Genomic DNA, 13,318 nt, shown 5'->3' with positions numbered 1-13,318 from the left:
CCGGGTCATCGTTAACGATTTTCGCGAGCAAGCTCGCTCCTACAGTGATGTGTGCAAGGCGTGTAAAACGGCCGTTATCTTATAGCAAAACGGCGGCCAAGGGCCGCCGTTTAGTGCATGACGCAGGTTTTTACACTGCCGTGACAGGCTCGGCCTTCGGTGCCGGTTTGGGCAGCGACGACAGGAATGCCATGATCAACGCGGCCACATACGGCAGCGATTGCACCAGCAGCATCACTACCCAGAAGCGCATGTCATTGCTCGGCAGGCCTTGCACCAGGTAGATCCCCAGTGCCGCACCCCACAACAGCAGCATGATGAACATTTCTTCGCGGGCTTCGGAAATCGCCACCCAGAAGCCATGGTTGTCGGCGTTTTTCGGTGTACGAAAGAACGGAATGCTGGTGGTGAAGAAACCGTACAGCACCGCCTTGGCGATGGTGTGCGACAGCGCCAGGCCGGCCAGGGCCGCGCAAAACGCGTCTTTGAGATTCACCCCCACCGCACGGCGGTACAGGAAGATGATCTTGCCCACCTTGAACACGAACAGCGCCAGCGGCGGAATTGCGAAAATCAACAACGGCGGATCGACGCGGGTTGGCACGATGATCATCGCCGCCGACCACAGCAGCGCGCCGACAGTGAAGAAGATGTTCATGCCATCGGCCACCCACGGCAGCCAGCCCGCGAGGAAGTGATAGCGCTGGCCACGGGTCAGCTCGGTGCCTTTGCCGCGCAGCAGGCTGGCGGTGTGGCGCTTGATGATCTGGATCGCACCGTAGGCCCAGCGGAAACGCTGTTTCTTGAAGTCGATAAAGGTATCCGGCATCAGGCCCTTGCCGTAGCTGTCGTGGTAATACGCCGCCGACAGACCTTTCTCGAACACGCGCAGGCCAAGTTCGGCGTCTTCACAGATGCACCAGTCGGCCCAGCCCAGTTCTTCGAGCACCGAGCGACGGGTCATGGTCATGGTGCCGTGCTGGATGATCGCGTCACGGTCGTTGCGGGTGACCATGCCGATATGGAAAAAGCCTTTGTATTCCGCGTAGCAGAGCTTCTTGAAGGTGCTTTCGTTCTGGTCGCGGTAATCCTGCGGCGACTGCACCACGGCGATTTTCGGGTCGGCGAAGTGCGGCACCATGTGCTTGAGCCAATTGGGTGACACGCAGTAGTCCGAGTCGATCACCGCAATCACTTCGGCGTCCTTGGCGGTATGCGGAATCAGGTAGTTCAGCGCGCCGCCCTTGAAACCGGCCAGGGGGGCGACATGGAAGAACTTGAAGCGCGGACCCAGGGTTTCGCAGTAGTCGCGCACCGGCTCCCACACCGCCGGGTCCTTGGTGTTGTTGTCGATGATCAGGACTTCGTAGTCCGGGTAATCGAGTGCCGCGAGGGCATCGAGGGTCTGTTTGACCATGTCCGGCGGCTCGTTGTAGCAAGGCACATGGATCGACACTTTGGGGCGGTAGTCCGATTCACCCTCGACCGGCAGGAATTCACGCCGTCGCTTGTGGGTCCACACCGCCTCCGCCAGTTCGTGGGCTTCGGTCAGCAACACGATAAACACGCCCAGAGCGCCGAGGGCCAGGAGGATACCGACGGTGACGCTGAACCAGGTGCTGTATTGCTGGCTGTAGTCGTAGCCGATCCACACCAGCACCGAACCGCACAGAAACGCGATGAACGTGAGGAAGGTGCGGCCACGCTGGCGCAGGGCCGAGCCGTCGATCATCAACAACGTCAGGGAGAGCAGGGCCAGCACCACCGAGCCGATGGCCAGTACGCGCCACTGCGGGATTGCGACCACCGGGCCTTCAAAGTTGAATTTCTGCTGGCGCGCGGCATTGAACACGCCCCAGTAGGCACCGGCCGAACCTTCGTCGCTGACTTTCCAGGGCTGGTCGAACGCTTCGATCACGAAATAGTTGAAGCCCTGGCGGTTCAGTTTGTTAACCAGTGTGCGCAGGTAAACCGCCTGGTCCGCCGGCGACGTTTCATTGCCACCGCGCATGCGCCCGTTGCTCGGCCAGCCAACCTCCGACAGCAGCAACGGTTTTTTCGGGAACAGCTTCTTCAGATCCCTGGCGCGGTCGAGTACGTACTGGCCGGCCTTGTCCATCGGAATAAATTCCCAGAACGGCAGAATGTGCGCGGCGATCAGGTCGACGTGCTTGGCCAGTTGCGGGTTCTTTTCCCAGATATGCCATTGCTCGGAGGTGGTCACCGGCACTTTCACGGCGGCGCGCACCCGGTCCAGCAGCACAATCAGCGCTTCGGGGGTGATTTCCTCGCGGAACAGCGCCTCGTTACCGACCACTACCCGCACCACACTGCGCGAGCTGTTGGCGATCTCGATAGCGCGCTGGATTTCCCGCTCGTTGCGCTCAAGGTCCGGGCTGATCCAGATCCCCAACGTCACCCGCAGGCCGAATTCTTCCGCCAGCTTGGGGATGTCGCCCAGGGTACCGTCGACCGAATAGGTACGGATGTTGTCCGTCAGCTTGCTCATGATCGCAAGGTCCTGACGCATCTGCTCATCGGTCGGATACTGGTCTTTCTGTGGGTACTGGCCTTGCTGGAACGGCGAGTAGGAAAACCCGGAGATCTGTTCAGGCCAGTTGGGGGCGGTGACCGGGCGGTTGATCAACGCCCAGAAACCGGTGAACAGCGCGGCAATTGCCAGCACCACCACCAGGTTGAGTCCAAATTTACGCGATGCCATGGCTATGTCAGGTTCCAAAGGGTGTGGAACGAAAAGAGGTGTCGGCCTACGCCAACCGGCGCGCATCCTACACCGGCCTTTCCCTGAGCGTACAGCGGACAGAGAAAAGCCGGACGTTAGTCAGCGAAAGGCCGTCTAAGTTCTTTACTTGTAGCTTGTCGCTTCGAACTTGTCGCTGTGTAGTCCATAATGCGCGCCGGTTTTTAGGGTAATGGTCATGAGCACAGAAGATCCGCGGTTTGCAGGCGTCGCCCGTTTGTATGGCATTGAAGGCCTGGAACGCTTGAAGGCGGCCCATGTGGCGATCGTCGGTGTCGGCGGCGTGGGCTCGTGGGCGGCGGAAGCCATGGCCCGTTGCGGGGTGGGCGAGATTTCGCTGTTTGACCTGGATGACGTTTGCGTCAGCAACAGCAACCGCCAGTTGCATGCACTGGACAGCACCGTGGGCAAACCCAAGGTCGAGGTGATGGCCGATCGCCTGCGCGGCATCAACCCGGATTGCACGGTGCATGCGGTAGCGGACTTCGTCACCCGCGACACCATGGCCGAATACATCACGCCAGACATCGATTGCGTGATCGACTGCATCGACGCGGTCAACGCCAAGGCGGCACTGATTGCCTGGTGCAAGCGCCGCAAGATCCAGATCATCACCACCGGCGGCGCCGGCGGGCAGATCGACCCGACGCTGATCCAGGTGTGCGACCTGAACCGCACCTTCAATGATCCGCTGGCCTCGAAAGTGCGCTCCACTCTGCGCCGGGACTATGGATTCTCACGCACCGTGACCCGCCATTACAGCGTGCCATGCGTGTTTTCCACCGAACAGCTGCGCTATCCCAAGCCGGACGGCAGCATTTGTTTGCAGAAGAGTTTCGTTGGCGATGGTGTCAAGCTCGATTGCGCTGGCGGGTTTGGCGCGGTGATGATGGTCACGGCGACGTTCGGCATGGTGGCGGCGACCAAGGCGGTGGACAAGATTGTAGCCGGGGTGCGCAGGCCGTCGGAGCGGGTCAAGCCCACCTGAATCTCATTAACTTGCGCACATCAAAATGTGGGAGGGGGCTTGCCCCCGATAGCGATGGATCAGCCAATAAATCTGTGGCTGACACACCGCATCGGGGGCAAGCCCCCTCCCACATTTAGTGGTGTGTACGGCTTAATTCGCGCATGCGCTGCAAGACGGCATTCAGGCCATTGCTACGCGACGGTGATAACTGGCGCGACAAGCCCAGTTGATTGAACCACTCCGGCAGATCAACCGCCTGCAACTCAGCGGCCGACAGCCCATTGACCCGCGCCAGCAGCAACGCCACCAACCCACGAATCATCCGCGCATCGCTGCTGGCGGCGAACTGCCAATGGCCGTCCTGCAAGCGGCCGACCAGCCACACCAGGCTTTCGCAGCCGTGCACCAGGTTGGCGTCGACCTTGTCTGCCTCCGCCAGCGCAGGCAGTCGCTCGCCCCATTGCAGCAACAGGCGCGCACGCTGCTCCCAACTGCCTACGGCTTGAAACGCCCCAAGTGCACTGGCTGCCTGCTCAGGCAAGCTCATCGCAACATATCCAGCGCCTGATCCAGCGCTTCAAAGAAGCGCTCCAGATCATCGGAGTCGTTGTACAGCGCCAGGGACACGCGAATCGCCCCCGACAACCGCAGCGTCTTGAGCAACGGCATCGCACAGTGATGGCCGGCGCGCACGGCAATCCCCTGCTCGGTCAGCAGGTGCGCGAGGTCGGCGTTATGCACGCCCTCGACCACAAAGCTGGCCAGCGCCACCTGCGGTGCAGCCAATACGCGCACGCCGTTGCGCGCTTTCAAACCGCGCAATAAATAGTCGTGCAGCGCGGCTTCATGGCTGACCACCGCCTGTTGATCCAGCGAAGCCAGGTAATCCAGCGTCGCCCCCAGGCCGATCACACCGGCAATCGGCGGCGTGCCGGCTTCAAGACCCAGCGGGGCGGGGCGGAAGCTGGCACTGTGGTAGTCCGCCTGTTGCACCATCTCACCGCCAAACTGCCAGTGGCGCAGGTGAGGCAGGGCTTCGTGGCGGCCGTATAGCACGCCGACACCGTCCGGGCCGTACAGCTTGTGGCTGGAAAATACGTAGAAGTCGCAGCCCAGGGCCTGCACGTCGTGGCGTCCATGCACGATGCCCTGGGCGCCGTCGACCACCGTCAGCGCGCCGTGCGTGCGGGCCAGCCCCAGCAAGGCGTCGAGCGGCTGCCAGGTGCCGAGTACGTTGGATAACTGGCTCACCGCCAACAGTCGCGTGCGCGGGCCGATCAGTCCGGCGGCGGCCTCAAGGTCAATCACGCCGTGATCGGTCAGCGGCAATACCACCAGTGTCAGTGCGCGACGCTTGGCCAGTTGCTGCCAGGGCAGCAGGTTGGCGTGGTGCTCCAGGGCGCTGATGGCAATCTCATCGCCCGCATTGAATAAGTGCTCGAGGCCGTAGGCCAGGAGGTTCAGCGCCGAGGTTGCGCCGTGGGTAAACACTACCTGCCCGCTGTCGCCCGCATTCAACCACTGCGCCACCTTACTGCGGCTGTCTTCAAACGCCTGGGTCGCATGGGCGCCCGGCAAATGCTGGGCACGGTGCACATTGGCTGCGCCGTTGGCGTAGTAATGACTGATCGCGTCCAACAGGGTTTGGGGTTTCTGCGTGGTGGCGGCGCTGTCCAGGTAGGTCTGGTCCTGCCGTTGCAGGGTGGCGATGGCTGGAAAGTCAGCGCGCCAGGGGGAGGGCACAAGCATGATGTTCAAAACTCGTATAAGCGAGCCGCACGCGAAGGTGCGGCTCGCCAGGGGGCATCGAGTGGCTGCTTAGTTGTGAGCGTGCAGCGCTTCGTTCAGTTCGATGGCCGATTTGTGGGTTTTGCACTCCACGGCACCGGTCTCGGAGTTGCGGCGGAACAGCAGGTCCGGCTGGCCGGCCAGTTCACGCGCCTTGACCACTTTGACCAGTTGGTTGTTCTCGTCCAGCAACGCAACCTTGGTCCCGGCGGTCACGTACAGGCCGGACTCCACGGTGTTGCGGTCGCCCAGCGGGATACCGATACCGGCATTGGCGCCGATCAGGCAGCCTTCGCCGACCTTGATCACGATGTTGCCGCCACCCGACAGGGTGCCCATGGTGGAACAGCCGCCGCCCAGGTCCGAACCCTTGCCGACGAACACGCCTGCCGATACGCGGCCTTCGATCATGCCCGGGCCTTCGGTACCGGCGTTGAAGTTGACGAAACCTTCGTGCATCACGGTGGTGCCTTCGCCGACATAGGCGCCCAGGCGCAGACGGGCTGCGTCAGCGATACGCACACCGCTGGGCACCACGTAGTCGGTCATTTTCGGGAATTTGTCCACCGAGAACACTTCCAGCAGCTCGCCCCGCAGGCGCGCTTCCAGCTGGCGTTCGGCCAGCTCATTGATATCGATGGCGCCCTGGCTGGTCCAGGCCACGTTCGGCAGTTGCGGGAACACACCGGCCAGGCTCAAGCCGTGGGGCTTGGCCAGGCGATGGGACAGCAAATGCAGCTTGAGGTAGGCCTCAGGCGTGGAGGTCAGCGCGGCGTCTTCGGCCAGCAGTGTCGCGACCAGCGGTGTGTGGCTCTCGGCGAGTCGATTGAGCAGTGCAGCTTGGGTGGCATCGACATTTTTGAGCGCGTCGGCCAGCTGCAGCGCCTGGCTGATGGTGAAAGTGATCGCCTGATTGCCTTCGGTATAACCCAGGATCGGTGCAATGGCCGTGACGATTTCAGCCGATGGATTGAGCAGCGGCTGTGCGTAAAACACTTCCAGCCAAGCACCTTGGCGGTTCTGAGTGCCGACGCCGAAGCCCAGGCTGAACAGGGAATGGGACATGCTGTTACCTCTACAAAAATGGAAGGGCTGACCTACTTGAGGGCCGCCGAATAACTATCTGGCTTGAAGCCAATCAGGGTTCTGTCACCGAGATCGAGCACCGGGCGCTTGATCATCGAGGGTTGTGCGAGCATCAATTCAATGGCTTTCGACTGATCGAGATCGGCTTTGCGTTCGTCTTCGAGTTTGCGAAAAGTCGTGCCCGCACGGTTCAACACCACCTGCCAACCGTGCTCGTTGCACCATTGGGTCAAGTGTTCGCGGTCGATACCGGCCGTTTTGTAATCATGGAACTCATAGCTCACCGCGTGCTCATCGAGCCAGGTGCGCGCCTTTTTCATGGTGTCGCAGGCTTTGATGCCGAAAAGGTGCAAGGTTTTGCTTGAAGCAGTCAAGGAATTGCCCCCCTCTGGACCAATGAAAAATGAAAGATCGGGGATTATGCCACGGCCAGCGCGTTTCGGCGCCGCCCGTCAGCAAGGTGCGACTTTTGTGTAAACGCAAGCGCGGCATTGGCGCGTAACATAGCCAGTTAACATAGCCGGGTAATAGGGCACTTCGACGGCCAGTTGTTGCCTGATGTGTGTCATTGCAAGTCGATTGTCCGGGAAACCCGCGTTATGCAAACCGCTTACACCGTACTGATCCTGCTGATGCTGGTCAGCGTTTCGCGCCTGGTCGGGCGCATCATCCCACTGCCGTTGCCGTTGCTGCAGATTGCCGCCGGCGCCTTGCTGGCCTGGCCCACATTAGGCCTGCACGTGGCGCTGGACCCGGAGCTGTTTCTGTTTCTGTTCTTGCCGCCGTTGCTGTTTTCCGATGGCTGGCGCATGCCCAAGCGTGAATTGTGGCGTTTGCGCGGGCCGATCCTGACATTGGCGGTGGGGTTGGTGCTGTTCACCGTGGTCGGTGCCGGTTACTTCATTCACTGGTTGCTGCCCTCGATTCCCTTGCCCGTGGCCTTTGCCCTGGCGGCGGTGCTGTCGCCCACGGACGCCGTGGCCGTGTCAGCCATTTCCCAGAATCGTTTGCCCAAGCCATTGATGCATATGCTTCAGGGCGAAGCCTTGATGAATGACGCTTCGGGCCTGGTGACTTTCAAATTCGCCCTGGCGGCGGCGTTGACCGGAGTGTTTTCGCTGGCCGATGCCAGCCTGACGTTTGTACTGGTGGCGGTGGGCGGGCTGGCGATCGGGGTGGCGTTGAGCTGGCTGGTCGGCCGGCTGCGCGCCTGGATGATTGCGCGGGGTTGGGATGATCCGGCGACCCACGTGGTGTTCATGCTGTTGCTGCCCTTTGCCGCCTACGTACTGGCTGAACGCCTGGGCGCGTCCGGCATTCTCTCGGCGGTGGCGGCGGGCATGATGCAAAGCTGGCTCGACCTGTTGCCGCGCCAGACCAGCACGCGCCTGCTCAACCGCAGCGTGTGGTCGTTGCTGGAGTTTGCCTTCAACGGTTTGATCTTCCTGCTGCTCGGCCTGCAACTGCCGGACATCATCAAGGCCGTGGTCAGTCATGAACCCACGCTGTGGCCTACTTTGTTTTACCGCTGCCTGGATGTGGTGGCGATCTTCCTGGTGCTGGTGGTATTACGCTTTATCTGGGTGCAGAGCATCTGGCGGCTGTCCGGTCTGCTGCGCAGGCTGCGCGGCAAAAGTGCGCTGACCCTGGTGCCGACGGCCCGTTCCTGCTGGTTGTTGACTGTCGGCGGCGTACGCGGTGCGGTGACGTTGGCGGGTGTCATGTCGGTGCCCTTGCTGCTGGCGCCGGGCCAGGATTTTCCCGAGCGTGACCTGCTGATCTTTATTGCTGCCGGAGTCATCTTGTTGTCACTGGTCGCTGCCTGTATTGCCCTGCCATTGCTGCTGCGTGGTGTCGAGAAAGGCCCGGATGAAAAGCGCCAAAACGAAGTGCGCGAGGCCTGGAAAAAGACCGCCGTGGCGGCGATCCATGCGCTGGAGGTCGAAGAGCCCGTCGAAGCCCAGACGCCGGACGCCGCTCAGGCTGCATTGGCCACCGAGCTCAAGGCGCGGCTGATGGCGGAGTATCGTCATCAGTTGGACGTATTCAATGACTCGGCCGAGGCTCAGGCACTGGCGCTGCAGATGGATCAGCTGGAGCGCAGGCTGAGGCTCAAGGCGCTACGCGCGCAGCGCCTGGAACTCTACCGTTTGAGCCGCCAGCACCAGATTGGCGACGATGTTCTGCGCGAAGTACTGGCGGACCTGGATATGAGTGAAGCGAATTTGGGAAGTGTCAAGTAGTGGTGGGGCTGATCATTGCCCGGATGCTTGAATTGAGCAGTTTGCCCCACAGGGTTTTATCTTCTGGATAAAGCGACTGCATGAATTTTTTATCGTCCTCAGACAGTTTGAAGTTGCGAGGGATGTGAGGGCCACTATTGAGGCTTGAAGCGGGAAAGCCATAGTGCATGATGGATTTGTCATCATGGTTTGCAGAGGCCTTTACCTGATTGCGTGCAAGTGTACTGACGGGACTGGCTGGGATTGTGAGAGGCATGTCGTTCACCTGAGCATTTGTACCAGATGAACGTGGGTGGAACAGTTATCCCGCTTATGGGTTGCAAGATACATCAGTAACGGCCGCCCCCACCGCGTGGGAGCGGCTTGAACCTCAACCGTGGCGCTGAATGAACGCGCGGATCCGCTCCGCCGCTTCGACGCATTCGGCCAAGGGCGCAACCAATGCCAGGCGCACACGCCCTGCGCCTGGATTGAAACCGTCCACTTCGCGAGACAGATAAGAGCCCGGCACCACGGTCACATGTTCTTCCACGAACAGGTCGCGGCAAAAGGCGGCGTCGTCGCCATTCACATTCGGCCACAGGTAGAAACCTCCGTCCGGATGTTGCACGTCCAGCACGGGCTTGAGGATGGCCAGCACTGCATCGAACTTCTCGCGATACAGATCACGGTTGGCCAATACATGGGCTTCATCCTGCCAGGCGGCGATGCTGGCCAGCTGGGTTTGCACCGGCATCGCGCAGCCGTGGTAGGTGCGGTAAAGCAGGAAAGCCTTGAGAACCTCGGCGTCGCCGGCGACAAAGCCCGAGCGCAGGCCGGGCAGGTTGGAACGCTTGGACAGGCTGTGGAACACCACGCAACGCTTGAAGTCCTGGTGACCCAGTTCGACGCAGGCGCTCAACAGGCCCGGCGGCGGGGTTTGTTCGTCGAAGTACAGCTCGCTGTAGCATTCGTCGGCGGCAATCACGAAGTCGTACTGGTCGGCCAGGGCGATCAGCTTTTTCAGAGTGTCCAGCGGAATCAGCGCGCCGGTCGGGTTGCCGGGGGAGCACAGGAACAGGATCTGGCAACGTTTCCAGATGTCCGGCGACACGGCATCGAAGTCCGGGTTGAAGCCATTGGTGTCCAGGCACGCCAGGTAATGCGGCTTGGCCCCGGCGAGGAACGCCGCGCCTTCGTAGATCTGGTAGAAGGGGTTCGGGCTCACCACCAGCGCGTCGTCACCGCGATTGACCACGGCCTGGGTAAAAGCAAACAACGCCTCTCGCGTACCGTTGACCGGCAGGATGTTGCGCGCCGGGTCCAGCCAGCCTGCAGGGACGTTGAAGCGACGCTCACACCAGGCGCCAATCGCCTCGCGCAGTGCGGGGATGCCCAGCGTGGTCGGGTACACCGCCATCTGGTCGAGGTTGTTGCTCAGCGCCTCGGCGACGAACGCCGGAGATTTGTGCTTGGGTTCGCCGATGGACAGCGCAATCGGGCGTTTGTCCGGGTTCGGTGTGACGCTGCCGAGCAGGGCGCGCAGTTTCTCGAACGGGTAAGGCTGCAGCTGGTTCAGGGCGTTGTTCATCGCAAGTCTCGTTCAATTCGGTGGAAAGTATGCGGTCTGCAGGCATGGCAGAGCTAAAGGTGGGAGGGGGCTTGCCCCCGATAGCGGTGGATCAGCAAAAAAAGAGATCAACTGACAGGCCGCTATCGGGAGCAAGCTCCCTCCCACATAAACCCGGTGTTCATAGGGTCAATCGCGTCAGTTCGACGCCCGGTTCCTGGGTCACGCTCAATTGCTCCACGATCGCAGCCTGCAAACGGCGGCACAGCTCAGGATCGGACAGCGGCTGATTGTCGGCGTCGGTGATGAAGAACACGTCCTCCACGCGCTCGCCGAGGGTCGCGATCTTGGCGTTTTGCAGCGACAGGTCGAACTCCAGGAAAATCCCGCCGATGCGCGCCAGCAAACCCGGCCGGTCCGGCGCGCTGAGTTCCAGCACGGTAACCGGACGCTGGGCGTCGTTGGAAATAGTCACCTGGGGCGCAAAGGCAAAGTGCTTGAGCTGGCGCGGTACGCGGCGCTGGATGATGGTCGGGTAATCATCCGGGTTGCGCAGGGCTTCGGTCAGGCCTTCGCGGATCTTCTTCACGCGCACCGGATTATCGCCAATCGAGTCGCCATCGGTGTCGAGCACAATATAGGTGTCGAGGGTGAACTGGCTGCTGGAGGTGATCACCCGGGCGTCATGGATGTTCAGGTTGAGCTGGTCCATGGCCGCCACGGTCACGGCGAAGAAGTCGTGCTGGTCGGGCGCGTAGATGAAAATCTGCGTGCCGCCTTCGAATTCGCGCTGGGTAGTCTCCTTGATCAGCACCAGCGGGCCGCCATCGGGCGGCTGTTGAAGAATGGCGTCACTGTGCCAGGCGACATCCCCGGCGGTGTGGCGCAGGAAGTAATCGTCACCCAGTTGCGACCACAGTTGCTCGACGTCATCCGGGTCGTTGCCGCCGCGCACCAGGATATCCAGGGCCGCGCTTTGGGTGCGGCGGATCTGCTCTTCACGGTCCACCGGGTTTTCCAGGCCGCGGCGCAGGGCGCGCTTGGTCTCGGTGTACAACTGGCGCAACAGGCTGGCACGCCAGGAATTCCAGAGCGTGGGGTTGGTGGCGTTGATGTCCGAGACGGTGAGCACGTAGAGGTAGTCGAGGCGGGTCTCGTCGCCGACGATCTGCGCGAAATCGTGGATGACTTGCGGGTCGGACAGGTCCTTGCGCTGGGCGGTGGTCGACATCACCAGATGATTCTGCACCAGCCAGACAATCAGGCGGCTGTCCCACAATGGCAACTGGTGACGCTGGCAGAACGCTTCGGCATCGACCGCGCCGATCTCCGAGTGATCGCCATGCCGACCTTTGCCGATGTCATGGTACAGGCCGGCCAGGTAAATCAGTTCCGGCTTGGGCAGCTTGGCCATGAGCTTGCTGGCCAGTGGGAATTTTTCTGACACCTGGGTGTACTGCAACTTACGCAAGTGCTTGATCAGGTTCAGGGTGTGGGCGTCCACGGTATAGATGTGGAACAGGTCATGCTGCATTTGCCCGACGATAAAGCCGAACTCCGGCAGGTAACGCCCGAGGATGCCGTAGCGGTTCATCCGCCGCAGGTTGCGGTGGATGCCGATCTTGCACTTGAACAGTTCGATAAACAGGCTGGTGTTGCGGATGTCGTGACGAAACGCGTCGTCGATCAGATGACGGTTTTCCCGCAGCAGGCGGATGGTGTCGGCGCGCACGCCTTTGATTTCCGGCTGCTGGGCCATCAGCACGAAGATCTCCAGCATGGCGAACGGCGTGCGGCTGAACACGTTGTCGTTGCGCGCCTCGATATAGCCATCATGCAATTGGAAGCGTGCGTTGATCGGCTGCGGCGGCGCTTCGTCTTCGGGCGCCAGGATCACTTCTTCGAAGTGCTGGATGATCAGGTCGCTGAGCTGTGCAATGCTCATCACCACCCGGTAATACTGCTGCATGAAGCTTTCGATGCTGGTCTTCGCGTCTTCGCCTTCAAAACCCAGCAGGGTGGCGATGGAACGCTGATGGTCGAACAGCAGGCGGTCCTCGGAGCGCCCGGCAAGCATGTGCAGGGCGTAGCGCACTTTCCACAGGAACTCCTGGGACGAGGCCAGCAGCGCGTTTTCGCTCTCCACCAGAAAACCCTCGCCGGCCAGGGCGCGCAGGTTCAGGGTACCGTACTGGCGACGGGCTACCCACAAAATCGTCTGGATATCGCGCAGCCCGCCCGGCGAACCTTTGACGTTGGGTTCCAGGTTGTATTCGGTGTCGTTGTATTTGTGGTGCCGCGCCTTTTGCTCGGCGTGCTTGGCCAGGAAGAACTCCTTGCTTGGCCACATGTGCGCGGTGCTGGTGACCTCAAGCATGCGCTGGCGCAGGCGCTCGGGGCCACAGATGGTACGGCTTTCCATCAGGTTGGTGACGACCGTCAAGTCGGCGCGGGCCTCTTCGGCGCACTCTTCGACCGAGCGTACGCTCTGGCCGACTTCCAGGCCGATGTCCCACAACAGCGTCAGAAAGCGCTCGATGGAATCGCGAAAAATCTCATGATCGGCGCTGTCCAGCAGGATCAGCAGGTCGATGTCGGAGTAGGGGTGCAGCTCGCCACGCCCGTAGCCGCCGACCGCCACCAGGGCGATATCCGCCTCGGTGCTCCAACTGAACTGTTCCCAGGCTTTCTGCAGGATATTGTCGACAAACCAGGCGCGGTCCTCGATCAGCCGTCGTATGTCGCGGCCACTGCGAAAGCGCGCATCGAGCACATCGCGTGCCTGGCGGATGGCCTTCTTGAACGCGGCGATGGGGCTTGCCTTCAAGGCCAGTTCGGCCTGGAACTGGCCACGGTCGAAGAGTTCTGGATCCACCTGGGGCATCGATCGGCTTTCCTTTCTATCTGTCAGTCAGTCATTA

General features: G+C 61.2%; 10 protein-coding genes. 2 read left to right on the top strand and 8 right to left on the bottom strand.

What is annotated here, in order from left to right; all coding sequences use genetic code 11:
* Window positions 1-130: 130 nt before the first annotated feature.
* The gene (locus tag TU82_RS10950; protein WP_057723212.1) at window positions 131-2,722 is read right to left on the bottom strand and encodes a glycosyltransferase; all 2,592 of its coding nucleotides are present in this window, start codon (window positions 2,720-2,722) and stop codon (window positions 131-133) included.
* 217 nt (window positions 2,723-2,939) lie between these two features.
* Between TU82_RS10950 and tcdA the strand changes: the two genes are divergently transcribed.
* Complete coding sequence (tcdA, locus tag TU82_RS10945) at window positions 2,940-3,749, top strand: tRNA cyclic N6-threonylcarbamoyladenosine(37) synthase TcdA (RefSeq protein ID WP_420892986.1); 810 nt, start codon at window positions 2,940-2,942, stop codon at window positions 3,747-3,749.
* 115 nt (window positions 3,750-3,864) lie between these two features.
* Here the strand turns inward: tcdA and TU82_RS10940 are convergent, their stop codons facing one another.
* The 4 genes from TU82_RS10940 to TU82_RS10925 form a co-directional block, all read right to left on the bottom strand.
* Window positions 3,865-4,278, bottom strand: a complete 414-nt coding sequence (locus TU82_RS10940) for a SufE family protein (protein WP_057723210.1) — start codon at window positions 4,276-4,278, stop codon at window positions 3,865-3,867.
* Window positions 4,275-5,480: an aminotransferase class V-fold PLP-dependent enzyme gene (locus tag TU82_RS10935; protein WP_057723209.1), complete on the bottom strand. Its 1,206-nt coding sequence runs from the start codon at window positions 5,478-5,480 to the stop codon at window positions 4,275-4,277. Before TU82_RS10935 ends, TU82_RS10940 begins: the two co-directional genes overlap by 4 nt.
* A gap of 69 nt (window positions 5,481-5,549) precedes the next feature.
* A complete protein-coding gene (gene dapD / locus TU82_RS10930) occupies window positions 5,550-6,584 on the bottom strand; it encodes a 2,3,4,5-tetrahydropyridine-2,6-dicarboxylate N-succinyltransferase (RefSeq protein WP_057723208.1) in 1,035 nt (344 codons plus the stop codon).
* 32 nt (window positions 6,585-6,616) lie between these two features.
* Entirely contained in the window at window positions 6,617-6,925 is a 309-nt protein-coding gene (locus TU82_RS10925; protein ID WP_231982825.1) for an arsenate reductase, read from the bottom strand.
* A 279-nt stretch (window positions 6,926-7,204) separates the two neighbouring features.
* On the opposite strand from TU82_RS10925, the gene TU82_RS10920 reads away from it, so the two are divergent.
* Complete coding sequence (locus TU82_RS10920) at window positions 7,205-8,848, top strand: Na+/H+ antiporter (RefSeq protein ID WP_057723207.1); 1,644 nt, start codon at window positions 7,205-7,207, stop codon at window positions 8,846-8,848.
* Here TU82_RS10920 and TU82_RS28680 read toward each other — a convergent pair.
* The 3 genes from TU82_RS28680 to TU82_RS10910 form a co-directional block, all read right to left on the bottom strand.
* Complete coding sequence (locus TU82_RS28680; protein ID WP_156421658.1) at window positions 8,841-9,104, bottom strand: zinc metalloprotease; 264 nt, start codon at window positions 9,102-9,104, stop codon at window positions 8,841-8,843. The genes TU82_RS10920 and TU82_RS28680 overlap by 8 nt on opposite strands.
* A 114-nt stretch (window positions 9,105-9,218) precedes the next feature.
* Window positions 9,219-10,418: a succinyldiaminopimelate transaminase gene (dapC, locus tag TU82_RS10915; RefSeq protein WP_057723206.1), complete on the bottom strand. Its 1,200-nt coding sequence runs from the start codon at window positions 10,416-10,418 to the stop codon at window positions 9,219-9,221.
* A gap of 160 nt (window positions 10,419-10,578) precedes the next feature.
* The gene (locus tag TU82_RS10910; protein ID WP_057723205.1) at window positions 10,579-13,281 is read right to left on the bottom strand and encodes a [protein-PII] uridylyltransferase; all 2,703 of its coding nucleotides are present in this window, start codon (window positions 13,279-13,281) and stop codon (window positions 10,579-10,581) included.
* Window positions 13,282-13,318: the final 37 nt, after the last annotated feature.

It is taken from the genome of Pseudomonas orientalis (assembly GCF_001439815.1).
In the GTDB taxonomy this organism is placed as follows: Bacteria; Pseudomonadota; Gammaproteobacteria; order Pseudomonadales; family Pseudomonadaceae; genus Aquipseudomonas; species Aquipseudomonas orientalis.
Note: the sequence above shows the minus strand (reverse complement) of the source record. Positions and strands in the feature narration are given on the sequence as shown.